Source organism: Brevibacillus fulvus (assembly GCF_016908525.1).
Lineage (GTDB): Bacteria > Bacillota > Bacilli > Brevibacillales > Brevibacillaceae > Brevibacillus_G > Brevibacillus_G fulvus.
The window spans coordinates 216,818-240,167 of sequence record NZ_JAFBEB010000002.1; the positions used below are offsets into that span (position 1 = coordinate 216,818).

The 23,350-nt window shown below is 50.6% G+C and carries 20 protein-coding genes; 19 read left to right on the forward strand and 1 reads right to left on the reverse strand.

Annotated elements, in window-relative coordinates; translation table 11 throughout:
* Nucleotides 1-61: 61 nt before the first annotated feature.
* The gene (locus JOD01_RS04440; RefSeq protein WP_204517037.1) at nt 62-1,336 is read right to left on the reverse strand and encodes an APC family permease; all 1,275 of its coding nucleotides are present in this window, start codon (nt 1,334-1,336) and stop codon (nt 62-64) included.
* A gap of 115 nt (nt 1,337-1,451) precedes the next feature.
* Here JOD01_RS04440 and JOD01_RS04445 point away from each other — a divergent pair, with 115 nt between their 5' ends.
* The 19 genes from JOD01_RS04445 to ftsZ all read left to right on the forward strand — a co-directional run bounded on the left by JOD01_RS04445 (nt 1,452) and on the right by ftsZ (nt 23,350).
* A complete protein-coding gene (locus tag JOD01_RS04445) occupies nt 1,452-2,363 on the forward strand; it encodes a LysR family transcriptional regulator (RefSeq protein WP_204517038.1) in 912 nt (303 codons plus the stop codon).
* 36 nt (nt 2,364-2,399) lie between these two features.
* On the forward strand, nt 2,400-3,659 hold the full coding sequence (locus JOD01_RS04450; RefSeq protein ID WP_204517039.1) for an adenosylhomocysteinase: 1,260 nt from the start codon (nt 2,400-2,402) through the stop codon (nt 3,657-3,659).
* Between the two features lie 145 nt (nt 3,660-3,804).
* On the forward strand, nt 3,805-4,236 hold the full coding sequence (gene mraZ, locus JOD01_RS04455) for a division/cell wall cluster transcriptional repressor MraZ (protein WP_204517040.1): 432 nt from the start codon (nt 3,805-3,807) through the stop codon (nt 4,234-4,236).
* A gap of 10 nt (nt 4,237-4,246) precedes the next feature.
* Complete coding sequence (rsmH, locus tag JOD01_RS04460) at nt 4,247-5,179, forward strand: 16S rRNA (cytosine(1402)-N(4))-methyltransferase RsmH (protein WP_204517041.1); 933 nt, start codon at nt 4,247-4,249, stop codon at nt 5,177-5,179.
* Between the two features lie 41 nt (nt 5,180-5,220).
* The gene (gene ftsL / locus JOD01_RS04465; RefSeq protein ID WP_204517042.1) at nt 5,221-5,628 is read left to right on the forward strand and encodes a cell division protein FtsL; all 408 of its coding nucleotides are present in this window, start codon (nt 5,221-5,223) and stop codon (nt 5,626-5,628) included.
* Nucleotides 5,629-5,762: 134 nt separating this feature from the next.
* Entirely contained in the window at nt 5,763-8,060 is a 2,298-nt protein-coding gene (locus JOD01_RS04470; RefSeq protein WP_239565222.1) for a penicillin-binding protein, read from the forward strand.
* A gap of 84 nt (nt 8,061-8,144) precedes the next feature.
* Nucleotides 8,145-10,064 (forward strand): stage V sporulation protein D, encoded by a 1,920-nt coding sequence (locus tag JOD01_RS04475; protein WP_204517044.1) that lies wholly within the window; start codon nt 8,145-8,147, stop codon nt 10,062-10,064.
* Nucleotides 10,065-10,169: 105 nt separating this feature from the next.
* Complete coding sequence (locus tag JOD01_RS04480) at nt 10,170-11,648, forward strand: UDP-N-acetylmuramoyl-L-alanyl-D-glutamate--2,6-diaminopimelate ligase (RefSeq protein WP_204517045.1); 1,479 nt, start codon at nt 10,170-10,172, stop codon at nt 11,646-11,648.
* 94 nt (nt 11,649-11,742) lie between these two features.
* Nucleotides 11,743-12,702: a phospho-N-acetylmuramoyl-pentapeptide-transferase gene (gene mraY, locus JOD01_RS04485; protein WP_204517046.1), complete on the forward strand. Its 960-nt coding sequence runs from the start codon at nt 11,743-11,745 to the stop codon at nt 12,700-12,702.
* Between the two features lie 8 nt (nt 12,703-12,710).
* Nucleotides 12,711-14,075 carry a UDP-N-acetylmuramoyl-L-alanine--D-glutamate ligase gene (murD, locus tag JOD01_RS04490; RefSeq protein WP_204517047.1) on the forward strand — a complete coding sequence of 455 codons (1,365 nt, stop codon included), beginning with the start codon at nt 12,711-12,713 and terminating at the stop codon, nt 14,073-14,075.
* Between the two features lie 66 nt (nt 14,076-14,141).
* Complete coding sequence (spoVE, locus tag JOD01_RS04495; RefSeq protein WP_204517048.1) at nt 14,142-15,233, forward strand: stage V sporulation protein E; 1,092 nt, start codon at nt 14,142-14,144, stop codon at nt 15,231-15,233.
* A 291-nt stretch (nt 15,234-15,524) separates the two neighbouring features.
* Nucleotides 15,525-16,430 carry a UDP-N-acetylmuramate dehydrogenase gene (gene murB / locus JOD01_RS04500; RefSeq protein ID WP_204517049.1) on the forward strand — a complete coding sequence of 302 codons (906 nt, stop codon included), beginning with the start codon at nt 15,525-15,527 and terminating at the stop codon, nt 16,428-16,430.
* Between the two features lie 15 nt (nt 16,431-16,445).
* Complete coding sequence (murA, locus tag JOD01_RS04505; RefSeq protein ID WP_204517050.1) at nt 16,446-17,702, forward strand: UDP-N-acetylglucosamine 1-carboxyvinyltransferase; 1,257 nt, start codon at nt 16,446-16,448, stop codon at nt 17,700-17,702.
* Nucleotides 17,703-17,912: 210 nt separating this feature from the next.
* Entirely contained in the window at nt 17,913-18,842 is a 930-nt protein-coding gene (locus JOD01_RS04510; protein WP_204517051.1) for a cell division protein FtsQ/DivIB, read from the forward strand.
* Nucleotides 18,843-18,855: 13 nt separating this feature from the next.
* Nucleotides 18,856-19,575 carry a DUF881 domain-containing protein gene (locus JOD01_RS04515; RefSeq protein ID WP_204517052.1) on the forward strand — a complete coding sequence of 240 codons (720 nt, stop codon included), beginning with the start codon at nt 18,856-18,858 and terminating at the stop codon, nt 19,573-19,575.
* Nucleotides 19,576-19,588: 13 nt separating this feature from the next.
* The gene (locus tag JOD01_RS04520) at nt 19,589-20,341 is read left to right on the forward strand and encodes a DUF881 domain-containing protein (protein ID WP_204517053.1); all 753 of its coding nucleotides are present in this window, start codon (nt 19,589-19,591) and stop codon (nt 20,339-20,341) included.
* A gap of 2 nt (nt 20,342-20,343) precedes the next feature.
* A complete protein-coding gene (locus JOD01_RS04525; RefSeq protein ID WP_204517054.1) occupies nt 20,344-20,691 on the forward strand; it encodes a small basic family protein in 348 nt (115 codons plus the stop codon).
* A 197-nt stretch (nt 20,692-20,888) separates the two neighbouring features.
* Nucleotides 20,889-22,085, forward strand: a complete 1,197-nt coding sequence (gene ftsA, locus JOD01_RS04530) for a cell division protein FtsA (protein WP_420829070.1) — start codon at nt 20,889-20,891, stop codon at nt 22,083-22,085.
* A 122-nt stretch (nt 22,086-22,207) separates the two neighbouring features.
* On the forward strand, nt 22,208-23,350 hold the full coding sequence (ftsZ, locus tag JOD01_RS04535) for a cell division protein FtsZ (protein WP_204517056.1): 1,143 nt from the start codon (nt 22,208-22,210) through the stop codon (nt 23,348-23,350).

Sequence of the window (23,350 nt, forward strand, 5' to 3'; positions counted from 1 at the left end):
GCCGCAAAGAAAACAGCGAGCACTATTGCAGTGCTCGCTGTTTGTTTCTGCTTTCGTTATTTCAGCGCTGTGCGCTTGTTTTCTTTCGATCCAAGACCAAGACCAACACCACGACCAGCAAAGGATAAAGGGCGGACCAGCCTAAAAACGGATAGAGACAGATTGTCACAACCAAGGAAATCCAGGCTGCGGCCAACCCTGACTTGTTTTCGCGCAACAAGCGTACACCGGCCAAACATCCGCTGATATAGGTCGCGAAAAAAGTGGCGTTCGGCAGATTGAGCAGCTGTGCCAATGACACGGTATCGGTCAGCAGAACCGTCAGGACAATCGCGAAACAGATGGCCAGAAAGAGCAAACCGCCGATCGGCGTCCGATATTTGCCGTGGATCAGACCAAACCATTTGGGGGCAATCCCTTGTTTGGCCAGAGCGAGGGCAATGCGCGAAGCGGCGCTGACATAGGCGTTTGCAGTCGCGATGCAAATGAACAGCGCCGTGACAGCGACGACCCAGCCGCCGAACGGTCCGAGGCTCAGTTGGATCATGACGCTGAGCGAGGTGGAAGATAACTGCTCGCCATAGCTGTGCGTGGCCACGGTCATAAATGCTGTCCCGAAATAAAGCAAGGCAACCAGCCCCGCACTCCATAACACCCCGCGGATGGCGTCCCGTTCCGGATCGACAAATTCTTCCGACAGGTGCGTGACCGCTTCCCAGCCGATAAAACACCAGAAAAGCAGTCCGGCCGTTTGCACGACGCTCAACCAGCCATCGGGCAGAAACGGCGTGAAATTGCCCGAATCAAAATGAGGAATGGAGGTGGCGATCGCCATCAATAAAATCACGATAATCAGCGAGACGACGATGGTTTGGATTTTGCCGGCCAGCTGCAGGCCAAACACGTTCATCAGCAGTACGAGCAGCAGCAATAATCCCGCCAGCATGAATGTTTGCCCATCTCCCCAGTGCAGCAGGATCCCCAGATAGCGCGTGCCGGTAACCGCCAAAATGGGGGCGCCAATCGGCACCGACAGCAGAAAAAACCAGCCAACGATATTGCCGTAACGATCTCCGTAGGCGAGCCGGACAAAATGAGAGACCCCGCCAGAACTGGGGTACTTGGCGGACAGCAAGCCCATCGTGATCGCCATGGGCAAGACCAGCACAGACATGGCCAGCCAGGCGATCAGGGAGGCGGGTCCAGCCATTTCTGCGGCAAGGCCCGGTATCAGCAAAATTCCGCTGCCAACCACGGCTCCGACGTACAAAGTGACGATTTGCGGCAAGTTTAATGTCTTTTGCAATGATGCTTGTTTTTGCTTTCCTTGTGACATGGTGCTCTCCTCTTTTTTTTATCGTGCTAACAGTGTAGCATAGAATTCAAATCAGAATTATCTATAATATTCGATGGAATTAATCGAAAAAGACGATGTAAAGGCGGGGACAAAATTGGATACGCGTTATTTGTTTACCTTTCGCGAGGTTGCCAAATGCCAGTCTTTTACGCGCGCTGCCGAAATACTGGGCTACGCGCAGTCCAGTGTGACTACGCAAATCCAAAATATCGAAACGGAACTGGGGGTCGTTTTGTTTGAACGTTGGGGGCGTAAGATACGGCTGACCGATGCGGGAAGAACGTTTTTGCAATATACGGAGCAAATTTTGGCCTTGCTCAACGAAGCCAAGGAGGTTTTGAGCGAGGAGAGCCAGTTGAACGGGACGCTCACGATCGGAACGGTCGAGTCGCTGGCCGCCTTTTATTTGCCGCCTTTTTTGCAGAAGTTTCGCATCGAACAGCCGCAGCTGAAAATGCTGCTGCAGCCGGGAATTTGCAGTGACCTGCGTCAGCGGGTACGGGAGGGCGCTTACGATTTTGCCGTTTTGTTGGATGAGCTGCGAGACGAGCCTGATTTGGTGACAATCAATCTGGGACAGGAACAGCTCGGTGTGATTGCCGCGATTGATCATCGGCTGGCCGGCAAAACGCAAATTGAAGTGACCGACTTTGCGGGAGAAGACTGGATTTTTACGGAATCAGGCTGCAGTTACCGCACGATGATGGAACACATTTTGCAAAAAACGGGAATCCTGATCCAAAGTTCGTTTGAATTTGGCAGTTTGGAAGCGATCAAGCAGTGTGTGGCATACGGTCTCGGATTGGCTTTGCTGCCGCTGATTGCCGTAGAACAGGAAGTTCAGCAGGGCAAGCTGGTCGTCTTGCCGTTTGCGCATACCGATATCGTCGTTTATCGGCAAATTGTCTATCATAAGAAGAAACGGCTGCCGATCGCTGTGCAGCGTTTCTTTCAATGGCTAATTGAGCATAACGGTAATGTCAAGGAAGCAGCACGTGTGATATGATAGCGAAGAGCTTGGAATTTTAAGGAGGATATTTGGATGAACGCACTTTCTGAAAGTAATGTAAAGGATATGTCGTTGGCCCCGAGCGGTCATTTAAAAATTGATTGGGTCAAGGAACATATGCCCGTCCTGAATCGAATCCGGGAGCGTTTTGAACAAGAAAAGCCTTTCGCCGGCCTGAAAGTGTCGATTTGCTTGCATCTGGAGGCAAAGACCGCTTATCTGGCAAAAGTGATCCAGGCGGGCGGCGCGGAAGTAACCATTACCGGTTCCAACCCGCTTTCCACGCAGGATGATGTTGCGGCTGCGCTTGTGGAAGACGGCATTCGCGTCTTTGCCAAATACCAAATTGCTCCTGATGAATATAAAGCCAATTTGATCAAAACGTTGGAAACTCGCCCTGACCTGATTATTGACGATGGCGGAGAGATGGTGACCATCTTGCACGGCGAGCGTCCGGATCTGCTCCCGCAAATTCGCGGCGGTGCCGAAGAAACGACAACGGGGATTATCCGCCTGAAAGCGTTGGAGAAAGAAGGAAAGCTGCAGTTGCCGATGGTTGCAGTCAATGACGCGTTTTGCAAGCATTTGTTTGACAACCGCTACGGAACGGGACAATCGGTGTTTGACGGGATCAATCGGGCAACGAATCTCGTTGTCGCTGGCAAGACCGTGGTCGTCGTTGGCTACGGCTGGTGCGGCAAAGGGGTAGCGATGCGCGCCAAAGGATTGGGCGCCAAAGTGATCGTGACGGAAATCGACGCGATCAAGGCGGTGGAAGCGCACATGGACGGCTTTGAAGTGATGCCGATGATCGAAGCGGCCAAACATGGCGACTACTTCATTACCGTGACGGGAAACCGCGACGTCATTCGCAAGGAACACTTTGCGGTGATGAAAGATGGCGCGATTCTGTCAAACGCCGGCCATTTCAATGTCGAAGTAAACGTGGTGGAGTTGGCAGAAGCGTCGACATCGCGCCGGGTTGTTCGCAAAGATATCGAAGAATATGTCATGGCTGATGGTCGAAAGCTGTACCTGTTGGCGGAAGGACGTCTGGTCAACCTTGCCGCAGGGGATGGTCATCCGGCGGAAATTATGGATATGACGTTCGCCTTGCAGGCGGTTGGTTTGGAGTATGTCAGCAAAAACTACCAGAACATCGGGCCGAAAGTGCTGAATGTCCCGTATGAGCTGGATGAAATGGTTGCCCGGTACAAACTGGAGGCATTGGGCATCCAAATCGACAAGCTGACAGAAGAACAAAAAGCATACTTGGACAGTTGGGTCGAATAAGCAAAGATCACGGCGGAAAACGCTGAAAAAATTAAACGAAAAAATCCTGCTTACAAACGCAGGATTTTTTTTTATAATAGATTATAGTTTCGTGGGGAAAAGTGGGGGAAAGTGGAGATCAGAATCAGGAAAGTGGGGAAGCGGCATGTTCATGGGCGAATTTCAACATAGCATCGACGAAAAAGGCCGCTTGATTATTCCCGCCAAATTCCGTGAAGAGTTGGGCTCCAGTTTCGTTATTACCCGCGGTTTGGATCAATGCTTGTTTGTCTACCCCATGGACGAATGGAAGGCGCTTGAAGAAAGATTAAAATCGTTACCGTTTACCAAAGCTGATGCCCGTGCCTTTACCCGCTTTTTCTTTTCCGGTGCTGCGGAATGCGAGTGGGACAAGCAGGGAAGGGTAAATATACCCACCAATTTGCGCGACCACGCCAAGCTGGTCAAAGAGTGTGTGGTGATCGGCGTATCCAGTCGGGTTGAGATTTGGAGCAAGGAAGAATGGGAAAACTACTTTAATCAATCCGAAGGCTCTTTTAATGAAATTGCCGAGAAATTGGTAGATTTTGATCTGTAGGAGTGACTCCATGTTTCATCATATAACCGTTTTAAAAGAAGAAGCCGTACAAGGACTTAAGCTTCGGCCTGATGGCATTTATGTCGATTGCACATTGGGCGGAGCAGGACATAGCGCCCTGATTGCCTCCTCTTTAACCGGGCAAGGGCGATTGATCAGCATTGACCAGGACGAAACAGCGCTGGCCAACGCCCGAGAGAAGCTGGGATCTTATGGCGAACGGGTGACGTTGGTAAAAAGCAATTTTCGTCATTTGAAGCATGTTGTCCAGGAGCTTGGTCTGAACGGCGTAGATGGCGTATTGTTCGATCTTGGCGTTTCCTCACCGCAGCTGGATGAAGGGGAGCGAGGGTTCAGTTACAATGCCGATGCGCCGTTGGACATGCGGATGGATCGGGATGCCGAGTTGTCTGCCTATGAGGTGGTCAATGAGTGGGATGAGGCGGAAATCGCCAAGTTGATCTGGGAATATGGCGAAGAGAAATTTTCCCGCCGCATTGCCCGGCAAATTGCTGCGCATCGGGAAAAAGCGCCGATTGAAACGACGGGCCAACTGGTCGAAATCATCAAGGAAGCAATCCCGGCAGCGGCAAGACGGACTGGCCCGCATCCGGCCAAGCGCACGTTTCAAGCGATTCGCATTGCCGTCAACGATGAACTGAATGCATTTAAAGAAGCGGTTGAAGATGCGATTGACATCCTGAACCCGGAAGGTCGGGTCAGCGTCATTACGTTTCATTCGTTGGAAGACCGGATTTGCAAACAGGTTTTTCTCGATCATGCCAAGGGATGTACCTGCCCGCCGTCTTTTCCGATTTGTACATGCGGCAACGAACCGATTGTCAAAATCATTACCCGCAAGCCGATTACCCCTTCGGAACAGGAGTTGGAACAAAACCCGCGTGCGCGTTCCGCCAAGCTGCGCATCGCTGAAAAACTGTAAAAGGAAAAAAGGGAGAAGTAACCAGGAAAGAAGGGACGGAAGTGAGCTACTATTACCGGGGAAATCTTGCTGTTGATATTGAGCAAAGAAGACCGGCAGGCAAGACAAGACGCACATTGAAAATTAAATCGGCGATACCGACGAGTGAGAAGCTCTTGTACCTTTTCCTTATCAGCGTGCTGGTATTTGGCGTTAGCTATGTAGGCGTTCGTTATGTGCAAATCTCCGAATACAACTATGAAATTCAGCAATTGAAGCAACAGGTGAAAAAGATTCAAGACAAGAACACCACCCTGCAATTGCAAGTAGAAAATATGAGCAATCGGGAACGCGTCTATGCGGAAGCCCAATCGATGAATATGGCACCGGCGAATGCCGAGTCGATCAAGGTGGTTGGCGAGAATTTTCCTAACCAAGAAAAGACAAGTGAGCAAACTCCCAAACATTAAATGTTACTTGCGGCTCTCGCGGTAACATTTTTCTTTGTGGAGCGAGCCAATCGCCCAAATCAACCGAGCCTCTGGCCTTGCTCCCGGTAAGCGGGAACGAGCGGGCTGCCCAAAAGGAGATGATTCACTTGAACATGAAACATCGGATTCAAAAACGCATCATTTTTCTCGGAGTCGTGATCACCCTTTTGTTTTCCGGTATATCGGTTCGCTTGTGGTGGATTCAAAGCGTGGAAGCTTCGCAGATCTTGGATAAGGCGAAACAACAATGGGAACGCGACAAAGATATCAAACCGCGAAGAGGCTCCATTCTCGACCGCAACGGGCAAATCTTGGCGTATGAAGGAAAAGCGTATACGGTGAATGCAACTTTGAAGCCTCGCAACGAACGCGAAGCGCAGATCGCAGGCGACAATTATGTGAAAGACCCTTATTATACGGCGGAGAAGCTGGCGCCGATTTTGCATGTATCACCGGAGCAGCTATTGAAACATTTAACCCGCACGGATGCTTTTAATGTGGAATTGGGCAAGGAAGCATCGAAAATCACGGAACAGCAAAAAAATGAAATCATCGCTCTGCAATATCCGCGTGATGCAAAAGGAGAGCCGTCCGAAGTCAACCAGTTGCCCGGCGTGACGATCTGGGAGACGACGCGGCGCTATTATCCGCATAACAACTTTGCTTCCCAAGTCATTGGCTATGTGAATTATGAAGAAAAGGCGCAAATGGGCATCGAACAGCAGTTTGACAAGGAATTGCGCGGCGAACCGGGATATTTGCGGATGATGAAAGACGGGGCAGGCTACCAGCTTCCGGATGAAGCGGAAACTTACAAACCGGCTAAAGACGGGATGAACCTGGTGCTGACGATCGATCAGCAAATTCAGGAGTATGCCGAACAAGCGTTGGATCAAGCGGAAGCACAATACCACCCCAAACGGATGATGGTGCTCGTATCGGACCCGAATACCGGCGAGATTCTTGCCATGGCCAACCGGCCCGGATTTGATCCCAACACATACTGGAACATTAAAAATTTTACCAATGATTCGATCAGCTTCATGTTTGAACCGGGTTCCACATTCAAAATCATTACGTTGGCGGCTGCCGTCGAACAAAACTTGTTTAACCCCAATGATACATATCAATCCGGGCTATACACAAAAGTGCCAGGCAAGCCGATCCAGGACCACAACAATGGGGTGGGCTGGGGCAGAATTACTTTCCTGGAAGGTGTGCAGCGCTCCAGTAACGTGGCGTTTGTCATTCTCGGTTATGAAAAACTGAAAACAGACTTGTTGAGTGCCTATTTCGAAAAGTTCGGCATCGGCCGTAAGACGGGCATAGACCTGCCGGGTGAAGAGGACGGGATTATGCGTGATTTGAAAAAATCGCGTCCGCGTGACGTGGCTGTAACGACATTTGGTCAAGGGGTGGCGGTAACGCCGATCCAGCAGGTTGCAGCGGTCGGAGCGATTGCCAACGGCGGGAAATTGCTGAAACCGCAAATTGTCAAGGAAATTCGTGACCCGCATACGAATGGGGTGGTGAAAACATACGGTACAGAAGTCGTTCGGCAAGTTGTTTCCAGTGAAACCGCGAAAAAGGTGCGGGACTATCTGGAAACGGTCATCACGGGAGATCACGGAACGGGTAAAGCGTTCGGAGAAGGGTTGGAAGGGTATCACGTCGCGGGGAAAACAGGAACGGCGCAAACGTATGACCCGCAAACCGGAAAGATTGTCGAAGGAAAATATATTTATTCCTTTATTGGTTTTGCTCCGAAAGATAATCCGCGTCTGGTGGTCTATGTCGTGGTCGATGATCCGCAAACCGAGTACAGCTCCAACGAAGTGGGAAGCAAAATTGTTGCCCCGATTTTCCGGACGGTCATGGGAAATAGTCTGCAGTACCTGAATGAGCAGCCAGACATGTCGGTGCTGGAACCGAAAAAGGCGGCAGTCCCCGCAGCGCCGGTGTATGAAAAAGCGATGCCCAATCTGGTCGGTATGACGACAACAGCAGCCGAGAACCGGGCCAAACAGGAGGGGTTGGATTATACGGTTATCGGAACCGGAACCAAGATTGCCGACCAGTATCCGAAAGCGAATGAAAAAGTTACCCAGCCGGGAAAGGTCTATTTGGTGACCAATCGTACCCAAGGGACGAAGATGCCTGATTTTACAGGGAAGTCCTTGCGCGAAGTAATGGAATTTGCATCGTTGCTGCAATTGCAGGTAAACGCGATCGGCACAGGGTTTGTCAGCGAGCAGAGCATCAAGCCGGGAACGCCCCTTACAGGGAAGGAACGATTGCAAGTAACGTTGCAGTCGCTTGATGCACCAACTCCAACTGCTGCTACGGACGAATCGGCAGCAGAGTCGCCAGCCGATGCAACGGAAGAAGCGGACGAGGGTGAATCCCCGTGATCGTTGCGGGGCAGTTCTAACCTGTCCCTCTGGTGAATAGGGTAGAAACGAGAGACAACCTATTCGCTAAGGAGGGGGGAAGCAGTGCGGGTTTCCAATGTTACGGTACGGCGTCGCATTTACATTGCTTTGCTGTTGGGAATCGTGCTGTTCAGCGCGTTGGTGACTCGGCTCGGATACATCCAGCTTGTAGAGGGCCAATGGCTGCAGGATGAAGCCAAACAGCTGTGGACACGCAACATACCGTTTGAGGCCAAGCGTGGAAATATTCTCGATCGCAACGGAAATCCGCTGGTGACCAACACCAGTGTACCATCTGTTTTGGCTATTCCGGCTCAAATCAAGGATGCGCATGATACAGCCAAAAAATTGGCTGTCGTGCTGGGACAAAAGGAAGAAGATGTTTATAAAGCGATTACGAAACGCCAGTTGATCAACAGAGTGCCCGGCGGTCGCAAAATATCCGCGGAGAAAGCGCGGGAAGTCCGGGAGCTGAACTTGCCGGGAATTCAGGTGGCCGAGGATTCGGAACGGTATTATCCCAATGGGGCTTTTGCTTCCCATCTGCTGGGTTTTACCGGAATCGACAATCAAGGGTTGACTGGATTGGAAAAAGTATATGACAAATACCTCAAAGGAACCCCCGGATACGTCTCTTTTCCGGCAGATGCCGCCGGACGGTTAATGCCGGGCGAATCCGAAAATTATGTGGCGCCGATCAACGGCATGGATATGTATTTGACCATCGACAGCAATATTCAGGCTTTTTTGGAACGGGAAATGGACCAGGCGATGGTTGCCTATCAGCCGGATGACGTGCTGGCGATCGCGATGAATCCAAAAACCGGCGAAATTTTGGGCATGGGCAGCCGTCCAACGTTTGATCCGGCTCATTTCAGGGACTACCCTAGTCAAGTGTACAACCGCAATTTGCCGATCTGGAAAACGTATGAGCCCGGGTCGACGTTCAAAATCGTTACGCTGGCAGCCGCTTTGAATGAGAATCTGGTCAATTTGAATGAGCCGTTTTTTGATCCCGGTTATATCACTGTGGCCGGACAACGGTTGCGCTGTTGGAAACGGCAAGGGCACGGTCAGGAGACAATGCTGGAAGTGGTCGAAAATTCCTGCAACCCCGGTTTTGTAACGATGGGGCAGCGGCTGCAAAAAGAACGTTTGTTTTCCTATATCAAAAAGTTCGGTTTTGGGCAAAAAACCGGCATCGATTTGATTGGCGAAGAGAATGGCTTGCTGTTCAATCTCAATCGCGTCGGTCCGGTGGAATTGGGCACCACTTCGTTCGGACAGGGGGTATCCGTGACGCCAATCCAACAGATGGCTGCCGTCGCCGCAGCGATCAATGGCGGGAAATTGTTAAAACCGTATGTCGCCAAGGAATGGCATGACGGTGTCACCCATGACATTGTCGGACGAACGGAACCGACCGTCGTGCGGCAAGTGATCAGTGAAGAAACGTCAGCGAAAGTACGCAATGCGCTGGAAAGCGTAGTAGCCAAAGGTTCGGGGCGAAACGCCTACATTGAAGGATACCGGGTTGGCGGCAAAACAGGGACAGCGCAAAAGGTTCGCAATGGACGGTATGTTGATGGTGAATATATCGTGTCGTTCATCGGTTTTGCGCCGGCGGATGATCCGCAAATTCTTGTCTATTTTGCCGTCGATAATCCGAAGGCCTTGGCGTTCGGCGGACTGATTGCCGCGCCCAGTGTGAAAAATATTCTCGAATCGGCGATTCAATACTTGAATATTCCAAAACGCACCGGCCAAATCGAACCGGAATATCGCTATGGCGACAAGAAATATTTGGAAGTTCCCGAACTGACCGGTTTAAGCATGAAAGAAATCGTGGCCTCCTTCGAAACGCTGCCGATTGTCGTCTCCGGAAAAGGAGATACCGTTATCCAACAATCGCCTGCTCCCGGGGTCAGGGTCGAAGAAGGATCAAAAATTCGCATCTATCTTGGTGACAAACGAACCAATTAGCTATAAAATGAGATGTCGGAGAGGGAGGAGTGAACCTTTCTCTCCGTCTGGTTTTGAAACCAGTGCTGCTTTGTCAATACTAATGGAGAATGGGGTGCCATTGCCATGCTGTTGAAGGATCTGCTAGCTCCTTTGTTGCCGGTACAGGTCAAAGGAAACGACACCATGGAGATTACGGGAATAACGGCAGATTCACGTAAGGTTAAGCCGGGTGACTTGTTCATCTGCTTGCGAGGGTTTACTGTCGACGGCCATGCCTTCGCCGCCAAGGCGGTTGAGCAAGGAGCGGTTGCCGTTTTGGCCGATTGCGAACTGGAGGTGCCGGCTACGGTTGTGCGTGTCCCGGATACACGCCGTGCCATGGCGATGATCGCCGATCTTTTTTACGGCTCGCCAACGCGGGAATTGAAAGTAATCGGTGTGACCGGTACGAATGGCAAGACGACTACAACCAACTTGATCGACAAAATCTTGCGGGACTACCAGAAGAAGACAGGCTTGATCGGGACGATCCATATGCGGATCGGCGATCAGGTGGAAGAAGTCAAAAATACGACACCGGAAGCGCTGGAATTGCAGCGCAGTTTTCGCCGCATGCGGGATGCCGGCGCGGAATACGCCATCATTGAAGTTTCCAGTCATGCCTTGCAAATGGGACGAGTGCGCGGGTGTGACGTACATACGGCGGTCTTTACCAATTTGACGCAAGATCATCTGGATTTTCACAAGACGATGGACAATTATCGCTTTGCCAAATCTTTGTTGTTTGCCCAGTTAGGCAACGAGTATCGTCTCGACCGACTGAAAACGGCAGTGCTCAACGCCGATGACTCTTCTTCGCAGTTGTTTGCCGAAGTGACGCCGGCTCGCGTGATTACTTACGGGATCGATCGTCCAGCTGATGTTCGCGCACAGCAGGTGCGCATCTCCCGGCAGGGAACATCTTTTCAGGTTCAGACTTTTGCCGGTTCGATCACGCTCAATCTGCGGCTGATGGGAAAATTTAATGTATATAATGCGTTGGCGGCAATCGCGGTAGCGCTTGTGGAAGGTGTTCCGTTGGAAGCGATCAAGGCGAGTCTGGAACAAGTAAAAGGCGTAAACGGAAGATTTGAACCGGTCGATGCCGGACAGGATTTTACCGTAATTGTGGATTATTCGCATACGCCAGATAGTCTGGAAAACGCTCTGATGACGATCAAGGAATTTGCACAAGGACGAATTTTTTGCGTGGTCGGCTGCGGCGGGGATCGCGATCGTGGCAAGCGCCCAATTATGGCGCAAATTGCAACAAAATATGCGGATATCTCCGTCTTAACTTCAGATAACCCCCGTTCCGAAGACCCGGAAGCAATCATCGATGATATGATTGCCGGTCTTGCACAGGTTCCAGTTGACCGTTATCTGCGGATAGCAGACCGGAGTGAAGCGATTCAGTATGCGGTTTCCCAGGCAAAAGCCAACGATGTGATTTTGATCGCCGGGAAAGGGCATGAGACGTATCAGCTGATCAAAGATCAAGTGCTTCCCTTTGATGATCGTGAAGTTGCCCGCGCTGCGATCAAGAATAGCGCTCGTTTATAGACTCGTTTGAGAAAATAGGCTGGCGTGCTTTTCGGGCATCCTGGCGAATAATTGAATGTTTTTAGTAATAGCATCAGAGAAAGGGGGTTAGGGCATGCCTTTTGACAATGTCCTCATCATCACAATCGTCGCTGCGTTTTTAATCGCTGTTCTCATAGGTCCGTTATTTATACCGGTTCTTCGCCGCCTGAAGTTTGGGCAAAGCATTCGCGAAGAAGGGCCGCAGTCGCACCAGAAAAAAGCAGGAACACCGACCATGGGTGGCACCATCATCCTGCTGGCGCTCGTTTTTACCGTGCTGAAATTTGCCAATGCGACGATGGAAGTTTATTTTCTGATGCTGGTTACACTTGGCTATGGACTTATCGGTTTCCTTGATGACTTTATCAAGATCAGAAAAAAACGCAATCTGGGGTTAACGGCGAAACAAAAATTTGCCGCTCAAATAGTGCTGGCCGTGTGTGCCTACTATCTCCTCATGCAAATGGGACACCAAACGATTTTGCATTTGCCGGGGACACCGTGGGATATCGAGCTGGGGATTTTTTATTTCCCGTTTTTGGTCTTCTTGCTGGTCGCTACGACCAATGCCGTGAATATTACCGACGGTCTGGATGGTCTATTGGCAGGGACAGGCGCGATCGCATTCGGGGCTTACGCCATTATCGCCTGGTTCTTGACCGATATGGACACGGCCATCTTCAGTGCGGCTGTAGTCGGCGCGGTTTTAGGATTTCTTGTGTTTAATGCCCACCCGGCTCGCGTGTTCATGGGTGATACAGGATCGCTGGCGCTTGGGGGCGCTTTGGCCGGTGTGGCGATTATGACGAAGACGGAGCTGCTCTTGGCGATTATCGGCGGGGTGTTCGTCGTTGAGACACTTTCGGTTATTTTGCAAGTCGTATCCTTTAAAACAAGAGGAAAACGCATTTTCCGTATGAGTCCGCTTCACCATCACTTTGAATTGACCGGCTGGTCGGAATGGCGGGTTGTTGTGACTTTCTGGCTGGTTGGCATGGTATTTGCCGGACTTGGGGTATTCCTTTCGAGGTGAACAGGACAATGAAAAACGTTCAAGATCAAACCATCGTTGTACTCGGCCTGGCGAAAAGCGGTGTAGCAGTTGCCAAACTGTTGCACCGCTTTGGCGCTCATGTTGTCGTGAATGACCAAAAACCGCGGGAGCAGGCAAACGGAATTGAAGAGCTGGAAGCGTTGGGCATCGAGGTGATTACCGGCCACCATCCGGACAACATCGTCCATTCCGGTGTTGCGCTGGTCGTGAAAAACCCGGGTATTCCTTATGAAGCTGCGCCGGTGGCCAAAGCGCTCAGCCTGGGGATACCGGTCGTAACCGAGGTGGAGATCGCCTACCAGCTTTCCAAGGCGCCGATTATCGGGATAACCGGTTCCAATGGCAAGACGACCACGACGACATTGGTGGGGCTTATCTTGCAGCAAGCGGCGGTTGACGCTGTCGTCGGCGGCAATATTGGCACGGTTTTGTGCGAATTAGCGGAAAAGGTAACGGCAGACCAGTACCTGGTCGCCGAGTTGAGCAGTTTCCAACTGATGGGGACGCAAGCGTTTCGTCCGCATATTGCCGCGCTGCTGAACCTTTATCCGGCCCATCTTGATTATCATCACGGCATGGAGCAATATTTGGCGGCAAAAATGAAAATATTCGCCAATCAGACCGCTGACGATTTTGCGATTGTGCCGTATGATCAGCCGGAACTGCGCGGCAACTTTGAACATTTGGCGGCGCAAACTTACTACTTCAGCAAACAGCAAAAGGTGTCGCCCGGCGTTTATGTCGAAGCAGACAAGATTTGGTTCAGTTCCCATTCGGGAGCGGTCGAAGAAATCATGCCGGTCGCGCAATTGTCGGTTCCGCATCTGGACAACGCGCTGGCGGCGATTGCGATCTGCAAATTGGCCGGTGCCGACAACGAGTCGATCGTCCAGGTGCTGTCGACGTTTCCTGGGGTAGAACACCGCATGGAATATGTGGATACGGTAAACGGTGTGAAATATTACAATGATTCGAAAGCGACCAATCCGGAAGCGGCCTCGCGTGCCATCCAGGCCTTTTCGGAACCGGTGGTCTTGATCGCCGGCGGATTGGATCGCGGCGTGGACTTTCACGAATTGGTCCCCTTGTTTAAGCAGCATCTGAAAGCGCTGATCGCCTTGGGGCAAACAGGCGAAATTCTCATGGCGCGGGCGGCGGAGGCGGGAATTAGCGAGCGCATCCTTGTCGATACTGTGGACAACGCCGTTCTTGCAGCGGCTTCCATTGCCAAGCCGGGGGATGTGGTGTTGCTCAGTCCCGCCTGTGCCAGTTGGGACATGTTCCCATCGTTTGAGGTAAGGGGAAGCATGTTTAAGGACGGTGTGCATAGACTTAAAACAAGCCTAGCATAACGACCGTCCTGCAAGTTTGCCCGTTGATTGGGGTGAAAGGGACGGAGGAAGAAAGGATGTCCCTGGATGAACAAGGTAAGATCGGCCCCTGACTTTGTGATGATTTTCGCTACCCTTTTTTTGCTGGGAATCGGTATCGTCATGGTTTATAGCGCAAGCGCGGTTTATGCGCAAAATACGTTTCAGGACCCCTACTATTTTACAAAGCGGCAACTGATATTTGCCTTGCTGGGAATTACATCGATGTATATCACCATGAACATTGATTACTGGGTATGGAAAAAGTGGGCAAAAACCGGCTTTTTGATCAGCATTGCCCTGCTGGTGCTCGTTTTGTTAATCGGCCGGGAAGTCAACGGTTCGAGAAGCTGGCTCGGTTTCGGTTCCTTCGGCATTCAGCCGGGCGAGTTTGCCAAGTTGGGCGTCGCTGCTTTTTTGTCCAAATGGCTGAGCGACAATCAGAAACAAATCGTTTTGTTTCGCACTGGACTGCTGCCGGCTTTGGCGATTCCGCTCAGTTGTTTTGCCCTGATTATGCTCCAGCCGGATTTGGGAACAGGAACCGTATTAATGGGAACCGCCATTTTGGTCATTTTTGTGGCGGGCGCGAGAATCAGCCATTATCTCGCTCTCGGTATGCTGGGTGTCGCCGGGTTTGTCGGGTTGATTTTATCCGCTCCGTATCGGATGGCGCGAATTACCGCCTTTATTGATCCGTGGCAGGACCCGTTGGGCGCGGGCTATCAAATCATTCAGTCGCTCTATGCGATCGGACCGGGCGGTTTGCTAGGTCTCGGATTGGGACAAAGCCGACAAAAGTTTTCTTATCTGCCCGAGCCGTACAACGATTTCATCTTCTCGATCATTGCCGAAGAACTGGGATTCGTTGGCGGCACGATCGTCCTGCTCTTGTTCTTGCTGCTTCTCTGGAGAGGGATGCGGACGGCGATCACGGCACCCGATCTGTTCGGCAATTTGCTGGCGCTCAGCATCATCGGCATGATCGCGATTCAAGTCGTGATCAATGTCGGGGTCGTTACCGGCATGTTTCCGGTGACTGGTATTACCCTGCCGTTCTTAAGCTATGGCGGTTCATCGCTTACCTTGATACTGACCGGGGTTGGCGTGCTGCTCAACATTTCGCGGTTTTCCAGGTAGCCTGGTGAAAACAAGCAAATCCATGACTGATTTCCGGCGCTTGCGGCAGACTTTTGTCGCAAGCTCCCTTTTTGTTCAGACAAAGACAAAGACGGCCTTCGCGGGGAGGAGTTTTGCCGTTGCAGGCGAACTGAGTAAAAGCGCGATTTTTTGCAGCGCTTTTCACCCTGTTTTTACCTTTTTCAAAACATGATGGGCGACTGTCACGCCCTTTTAGGCGTTCGCATAGTATGGAGCAAACACGTGATAAGGCCTAGGTCCGACCTAGCATTTCAACTCAGGAGGTTCTTTATGAAACAGATCGCAGAAGAGCTCATGCAAGCAGGTGTTGGAAAAGTATTGTGCCATGAACCTCTCGCCAACCATACGACATGGCGGATCGGGGGTCCTGCTGATTTGTTAATCCAACCAAAAGATAAAGCTGCATTGCAGTTAGCCGTTCAAATCATCCATCGTCACAGTATTCCTTGGAGTGTTATCGGGCGCGGTTCTAACCTTCTAGTGAGGGATGGAGGGATTCGCGGAGCCGTGCTTAAAGTGGCTGAGGGCTTAAGTCACTGCGAATTCAGGGGCGAAGAGGTGTGTGTTGGTGCCGGGTATTCCATGATCCGCCTGGCGATGGAAGCTGGCAAAAAAGGATTAACAGGATTGGAGTTTGCGGGGGGGATACCCGGTTCGGTTGGCGGCGCAGTTTACATGAATGCGGGTGCACACGGATCAGATCTTTCACGTATTCTTAAAGAAGCCGAAATCCTCTTCGACACTGGCGAGACTATGGTGCTGACAAAAGCGCAAATGGAATTCAGCTACCGCACATCGCTGTTACAAAAAAGAAAAGGCGTAGTGCTGGAGGCGACCTTCCAGTTGCAAAGCGGAGATCGCAAGGAGATTGCAGCTGTTTTGGCAAAATACAAAGATCGGCGGCGTGTAACACAGCCTTTGCAGTTGCCCTGTGCGGGCAGTGTCTTTCGCAATCCTCCAGGCGATCATGCAGGACGCTTGATTGAAGCGGCAGGATTAAAAGGATACCGCTATGGAGGCGCGCAGGTCTCAGAAGTTCACGCCAACTTTATCGTCAATCGCGGAGGTGCCACGGCTACCGACGTCCTCACCCTGATGGAGCATGTTCAGACAACAGTCAAAGAAAAATTCGGCTTTGATCTGCATCCAGAAGTATTGGTGGTGGGCGAGGGGTAACACGGAGGTGAAAGTTTGGATACTTTTACTATCGAAGGAGGAAAACCATTATCCGGCTCTCTTCGAATCCAAGGAGCAAAAAATGCTGCCCTCCCAATTTTAGCCGCCTCTGTATTGGCAGAAGGGCAATTTCATATTTATGACGTTCCCCATCTGAAAGATATTGAAGTGATGGCGCAAATTTTAACGGCTCTCGGAGCAACCGTGACGCATCAGGATGGCTGTGTCACACTCGATACAACCTCGGTTTCCCGTTCGCAAATACCGGAAGATTTAATGGGGCAGATGCGTTCTTCCATCTTTCTTGCCGGACCGCTGCTGGCTCGATTGGGGGAAGTAACCATATCCCGTCCGGGGGGATGCATGATTGGTGAACGGCGGATTGATATGCATCTTTCCGGCTTGCAATCGCTGGGAGCAAAAATGGAGGAAGCGGAAGGGTGCATTGTTTTTCGAGCGAAACAATTGCGCGGCGCCACGATTTTTCTCTCCTTTCCCAGCGTGGGAGCGACCGAGAACATTATGATGGCGGCAGTGCTGGCAAAAGGGACGACACGTATTTGCAATGCCGCTCGTGAACCGGAAATCGTCGATTTGCAAAACTTTTTGAATGCAATGGGCGCGCGAATTCGCGGAGCAGGAACGGATACGATTGAAATAAACGGCGTTCCCAAGCTGCGTCCTGTCAGTTATCGGGTGATACCGGACCGGATTGTCGCCGGTACGCATATCCTCGCTGTCGGTTCGGCACAAGGCCACATTCAGCTAAGCAACACCATCCCGGAACACCTGACAGCATTGATCGAGATTGCCCGAAGTTGTGGTGTTGAAATCAAAACCCACCATGATATAATGGAAGTCAAAAGCACTTCCCGATCACGTTCGTATGATCGAGTGATTACTTCTCCCTATCCGGGATTCCCCACAGATCTGCAAGCGCAGATTATGGTTTTTCTTTCCCAAGCAAGAGGGACTAGTGTGATCAAGGAGACCGTTTTTGACGGAAGGTTTCGACATGTTAATGAATTGACGCGAATGGGTGCCTCCATTTATGTGGATTTGGGTTCGGCGATTGTCCGGGGCGTGAACAAATTGACCGGCACGACAGTGGAAGCGACCGACTTGCGCGCTGGAGCCGCGCTCGTACTGGCCGGCTTGGCCGCCGAGGGAACGACGACCGTTGAACAAATCCATCATATCGATCGTGGTTACGATCGGCTGGAACTGCAGTTGCAGCAGTTGGGAGCAAATATTGCGCGCGTATCCATGTAAGATCTTTCTATAACATATAAAGTGAATCCACAGGTATTCACTTTGCAGATCAAAGAGAAAAGCGGCATATCCCTTATGCCGCTTTCCCTCTTTCTGCTTGAGAAACCGGCGAGGCGGCAGTATTCAGCCTGGCCAGGCGCAGGCCGAAGGGACCGCTTTGGCAAAATTTGATCAATTATCATCAATCCAGAGGTAACCGGAGGGGTGAACATGGCCGTTTACCAAGAACGAATCCCGCATGTGAAGCAGCAATTGCCAAAGAAAAGAAGCAACCGCAAACTTTTGTTCATTTTACTCCTTTTTTTTCTGGCCATCTTAGTCGTAATCTTTATTCGTTCCCCTTATAGCAAAGTCAGCGAAATTCAGGTTTACGGAAACGACACGTATACCAAGGAAGAAATCGTCAAAGCCTCGGGCTTGAACGTTGGCATGCAGTTTTTAAATGTCTGGGAAAGCCAGGTGAGAGAGAATTTGAAGAGCCTGAAGGGGATCAGTGCCGTTTCCCTTGTGCGCCAATTTCCCGGCATCATTCAGCTGCGGGTCGAAGAATTCGATCGGGTAGCTTACACGACAACTTCGCAAGGGCAGCGCTATCCGTTGCTGCAGAATGGGGAAGTGCTCAAACAGGTCGACTTTTCCAAGCGCATGTTGGACAGGCCATTGATTTTGCAGTGGAACTCGCCTGAATTGCTGCCGCAGCTAGCCAAAGCGTTGGCCAACATTTCGCCGGCAATCCTTGGAGAGATTTCCGATATTTCCTTAACGCCGACGGCATATGATAAACAGCGAATTATCCTGCATATGCGCGATGGCAACGAAGTGCGCAGCGTTTTGTACAAACTCGATCAAATGATCGTTTGGTATCCGGGGATTGTCAAGCAGATTCCCGAGGGGGAAAAAGGGATTGTCTCCTTGTTTGAACGACCTTGGTTTGTCAAATATGGCACACCGGAACAAACGGCAGCGGACACCGATAGCGGGCAGTCGCCGGATTCCGCGGCTGATGAAACATCCGAGACATCCGGACAGATTTCCGCTGAGGGCGGGACGCAGGCGGAAGAACAGCCAAACGAAGACCAGGAAGCGGAATCGGAGCGGCAAGATCAGACTGACCAATCGACAGAGATTAACTTTGAATAAAAGGTGAAAGCAGATGGGAAAACACAAATTTCATCTCTATCTAACGCTTGTAACATTCGCGACCGGATTTTTGATGGCCAGTGCGATCGAAACGACCAAGTTTAGCCGGACCCAGCAACAGAACAGCCAGCAGCAGGAGCAAGAGACCCAATTAACCGAACGGATTTTGGCTGAAAAGGAACGGAATCAAGATCTGGAACAGCAGTTGCTCGACTTGCAGAAATCGGTCGGCAAAGTGGAAGAGGAAATGGCGCAACGCCAGTCGGAAGCGGCTGGTATCCTCGACCAGCTGGAAGCGGCGCGGATGTTGGCAGGTGTCGTTCCGGTCGAAGGTCCCGGCATTGAAGTGACCATGCAGGACAACGAAAAAGCATCCGAAGCGCCGGATGTGATCAACTATATCGTCCACGAGCAGGATGTGCGCCTGGTTGTAAACGAACTGCGAGCGGCAGGGGCGGAAGCGATCAGCATCAATGGCCAACGGCTGGTCAGCAACTCAGCCATCCGCTGTGTCGGGCCAACCATTATTGTGAACGGGATCAAATCTGCCGCACCGTTTGTCATAACCGCAATCGGCGATCCGAATACAATGGAAAACGCGTTGAATTTGCCAGGCGGTGTTCTGCAAAGTTTGCAAGATTTTGTCCAGATTGACGTAGCCAAAAAGGATAAGGTTCAATTGCCGGCGTTTGTCGGTGATGTCAAGTTTGAAACTTCTGATCAAATCGGATAAGGAAGCGTTTGCTATGTTGCCCAAAAACCGTAAAATTGCATTTATTCTTACGATCATTAGTGCTATTATAGGTATTATGTTGACTGTTCAATTGCGCAGCAATTTACATCCGATCAAGGCTGAATCACGAAGTGTTTCTGAACTGAGAACGACTTTGCAGAAAGAATTGGAAAAACATAAAAGCTTGTTGGCCGATATATCGAAATATAACCAGCTGTTTTATCAATACGAGACAGCCCTTGACACGGACGAGAGCGTTTCTGTGATGAAGGAGGAGCTGTCAAGAACGCGGCGGTTGGCGGGTCTGGTCAGCGTCGAAGGGAAGGGCGCAGTCATTCGGATCGTGGATGCTCCTCCGCTGCCGGAACAAGCGGCAGTTGACGGTGATCTGATGAGCGGAGATAATCAGACTAGCTATCAGATCGATGACGAAGATTTGCGTTGGGTCGCGAACAGCTTGTTTGCCAACGGGGCCAAAGCCGTGTCCCTCAACGGCCATCGGCTCATTTCGACAACGGCCATCCGCAGCGTTGGCCAGTCGATTCAGGTGGATACCAAATTTGTTCAGCCCCCGTACGAGTTCAAGGCGTTGGGAGAGCCGGACGTCCTGATCTCCGGTCTTAAGCTGGAAGGGATCGAGGAAAACTTTCAGCTCGCCAACAAAAAAATCGTCTTTGAAGAAAGCGACCGCCTTGTCGTTCCCGCCTATAGTGAACAACGGACGATCCGATTTATGAAACCAGTTAAGTCAAAAGGAGATCAATAAGCATGTGGCTTCCCGTTCTAGGACTTGTTTTCGGGATCGTGATAGGCTTTCTGCTCGATTGGCGAGTGCCTCAAGAATACAGCAGTTATTTATCGATTGCACTTCTTGCCGGACTGGACACGATCTTTGGCGGCATTCGCTCCTATCTGGAGCGTACCTTTAATGTGAGAATATTTATGTCAGGATTTTTCTTCAATACCTTGTTTGCAGCTGGTTTGGCGTTTATCGGTGCATTTTTGGGCATCGACTTGTATCTGGCCGCGATTGTAGCGTTCGGTGTAAGATTGTTTAACAATCTTGCCGTGATTCGCCGAATCATTTTGTATAAATGGATAAGCCAAAAGGAGTAAAGTATAGGTAAATATAATTATTTTCCAAAAAAATTCATCAGGAAAAAAGGGAATGGTTGTCCTGTGTGGAATAAATTATGCAGGTGTCTTCATAAAAGATATTTTTACTCTGTAGCAAGGGAGGTGTCACAGGTTTGGTGAGTAACAACAACGAACTTATCGTCAGCTTAGATATCGGAACGTCAAAAGTTCGCGTCATGATTGGTGAAGTGAACAACGGTACGATTAACATCATTGGAGTTGGACAAGCCCACTCTGAAGGGATCAAAAAAGGGACCATTGTCGACATTGACCAAACCGTGCATGCCATCCGAGAAGCTGTTGACCATGCTGAGCGTATGGTTGGCGTTTCGATTGAAGAAGTGTATGTGGGAATCACCGGAAATCATATTGAGCTGCATGAAACACAAGGGGTTGTCGCTGTTTCCAGCGAAGATCGGGAAATCCGTGATGAGGATATCCAACGTGTCATTCAGGCATCGAAAGTGGTTGCGATACCGCCTGATCGTGAAATAATCGAAGTGGTGCCAAAGGAGTATATCGTTGATGGTCAATGTGGGATAAAAGACCCACGCGGAATGATTGGCGTGCGTCTCGAAATGGAAGGAACCATCGTCACCGGTTCCAAGACAGTAGTACATAATATTGTGCGCTGTGCGGAAAGAACCAAATTGCGCGTTTCTGGGATTTTTCTGCAACCGTTGGCATCCAGCTATGTCGCTTTGTCCAAAGATGATAAAAACATGGGTGTCGTACTCGTTGACATAGGAGCGGGTTCAACTACGATCGGAGTGTTTGAACAAGGACAACTTGCAAACACCACGGTAATTGGCATTGGTGGCGACCATATTACTAACGACATCGCTCTTGGATTGCGCACTCAAACGGAAGTGGCTGACAAAGTCAAAATCAAGAATGGTTGTGCCTTGATTGATGAGGCATCGGAGGATGTGAAATTTAAGGTTTCACGAATTGGCAGCGAGGTGGAAAAACAATTCACTCAGGTTGATTTGGCCAATATTATCGAACCGCGGGCTGCAGAGATTTTCCAATTGGTAGAAGAAGCTGTATTCCGAATGGGGTTCCGCGATGAAATTGCCGGCGGTTATGTTCTTACCGGTGGTACTGTCGCCATGCCTGGTATGCTTGAATTAGCCAAGGAAGAATTGAATGCTCCAGTTCGCATCGCCATCCCTGACTATATCGGGGTTCGTGATCCTTCTTATATAACAGGTGTCGGGTTGATCCAGTACGCTCTTCATCAAATGGAGCGATCCAGCAAGAAGGTGGCAAGTCCGTTCAAAAAAGAAAGCAAACCGGGACTGAGCAGCAAACAAAAAGAGCAGGGAAATTTGTTGGAAAAAGTGAAAAATTGGTTTAGTGAATTTATTTAAGGCCAGGCTAGGTGGCAATCGTGACGCAATCGTAAACGGGGAAACAGGAGCAACGCCTTTCCGCAGCTGAAAGATGCAATGGGATGCTCTTCTGACTGAAATTATGAGGAGGAACTGGCAAAATGCTGGAGTTTGACTTAGATCTTGAACAATTTGCACGAATAAAGGTGATTGGGTGCGGTGGCGGTGGAAGCAACGCTGTCAATCGAATGATTGCGGGCGGAGTAAAAGGCGTTGAGTTTATTACACTCAATACCGATGCGCAGGCGCTTCATCTGTCAAGCGCGGATACAAAACTCCAAATCGGGGAGAAGTTGACTCGCGGACTCGGTGCAGGGGCCAACCCGGAAATCGGAAAAAAGGCAGCGGAAGAAAGTCGGGACATGATTGAAAACGCTTTGCGCGGAGCGGACATGGTCTTTGTGACTGCAGGGATGGGCGGCGGTACCGGAACCGGTGCGGCACCGGTCGTAGCGGAAATCGCCAAGGAACTAGGCGCGTTGACAGTTGGTGTCGTTACACGCCCATTCTCGTTTGAAGGACGCAAACGCGCCTTGCAAGGCGAAGCGGGTATCGCAGCACTAAAAGAAAAAGTAGACACATTGATTGTCATTCCGAACGATCGTTTGTTGGAGATCGTGGATAAAAACACTCCGATGCTGGAAGCGTTCCGGGAAGCCGACAATATTTTGCGTCAAGGTGTCCAAGGGATTTCCGACTTGATTGCGACACCTGGGTTAATCAACCTGGACTTCGCTGACGTAAAAACAATTATGACCGAACGCGGTTCTGCCTTGATGGGAATCGGGGTAGGAAGCGGGGAGAATCGTGCTGCGGAAGCGGCAAGACGGGCGATTTCCAGTCCGCTGCTGGAAACTTCGATCGAAGGGGCTCGCGGCGTCATCATGAACATCACGGGCGGCAGCAATCTCAGCTTGTATGAAGTAAACGAAGCGGCTGACATTGTTTCTTCTGCGGCAGATCCTGATGTCAATATGATTTTCGGTGCGGTCATCAACGAAGAGCTGAAAAATGAAATTGTGGTAACGGTCATCGCCACCGGCTTTGAAGAAAGCCAACGGCAAAACGCAGCGGTGCGTCGCCCGCAGCAAGGCGCGGGGCAAAACCGGCCGAGTGCCAGCACGACTCCGACAGCCGGACGCGGCCGTGAAGAGGAAGAAGAAAAAACGATCTTCTCGATGAACAATCTTGATAATCTCGATATTCCAGCTTTTTTGCGCAATCGTCGCCGCAATAAAAAATAA

What these genes read in the sequence shown, in the direction of transcription:
- JOD01_RS04440 (WP_204517037.1), bottom strand. Translation starts at nt 1,336, where the DNA reads ATGTCACAAGGAAAGCAAAAACAAGCATCATTGCAAAAGACATTAAAC.
- JOD01_RS04450 (WP_204517039.1), top strand. Translation starts at nt 2,400, where the DNA reads ATGAACGCACTTTCTGAAAGTAATGTAAAGGATATGTCGTTGGCCCCG.
- mraZ (WP_204517040.1), top strand. Translation starts at nt 3,805, where the DNA reads ATGTTCATGGGCGAATTTCAACATAGCATCGACGAAAAAGGCCGCTTG.
- rsmH (WP_204517041.1), top strand. Translation starts at nt 4,247, where the DNA reads ATGTTTCATCATATAACCGTTTTAAAAGAAGAAGCCGTACAAGGACTT.
- JOD01_RS04470 (WP_239565222.1), top strand. Translation starts at nt 5,763, where the DNA reads ATGAAACATCGGATTCAAAAACGCATCATTTTTCTCGGAGTCGTGATC.
- JOD01_RS04480 (WP_204517045.1), top strand. Translation starts at nt 10,170, where the DNA reads ATGCTGTTGAAGGATCTGCTAGCTCCTTTGTTGCCGGTACAGGTCAAA.
- mraY (WP_204517046.1), top strand. Translation starts at nt 11,743, where the DNA reads ATGCCTTTTGACAATGTCCTCATCATCACAATCGTCGCTGCGTTTTTA.
- murD (WP_204517047.1), top strand. Translation starts at nt 12,711, where the DNA reads ATGAAAAACGTTCAAGATCAAACCATCGTTGTACTCGGCCTGGCGAAA.
- spoVE (WP_204517048.1), top strand. Translation starts at nt 14,142, where the DNA reads ATGAACAAGGTAAGATCGGCCCCTGACTTTGTGATGATTTTCGCTACC.
- murB (WP_204517049.1), top strand. Translation starts at nt 15,525, where the DNA reads ATGAAACAGATCGCAGAAGAGCTCATGCAAGCAGGTGTTGGAAAAGTA.
- JOD01_RS04510 (WP_204517051.1), top strand. Translation starts at nt 17,913, where the DNA reads ATGGCCGTTTACCAAGAACGAATCCCGCATGTGAAGCAGCAATTGCCA.
- JOD01_RS04515 (WP_204517052.1), top strand. Translation starts at nt 18,856, where the DNA reads ATGGGAAAACACAAATTTCATCTCTATCTAACGCTTGTAACATTCGCG.
- JOD01_RS04520 (WP_204517053.1), top strand. Translation starts at nt 19,589, where the DNA reads ATGTTGCCCAAAAACCGTAAAATTGCATTTATTCTTACGATCATTAGT.
- JOD01_RS04525 (WP_204517054.1), top strand. Translation starts at nt 20,344, where the DNA reads ATGTGGCTTCCCGTTCTAGGACTTGTTTTCGGGATCGTGATAGGCTTT.
- ftsA (WP_420829070.1), top strand. Translation starts at nt 20,889, where the DNA reads ATGATTGGTGAAGTGAACAACGGTACGATTAACATCATTGGAGTTGGA.
- ftsZ (WP_204517056.1), top strand. Translation starts at nt 22,208, where the DNA reads ATGCTGGAGTTTGACTTAGATCTTGAACAATTTGCACGAATAAAGGTG.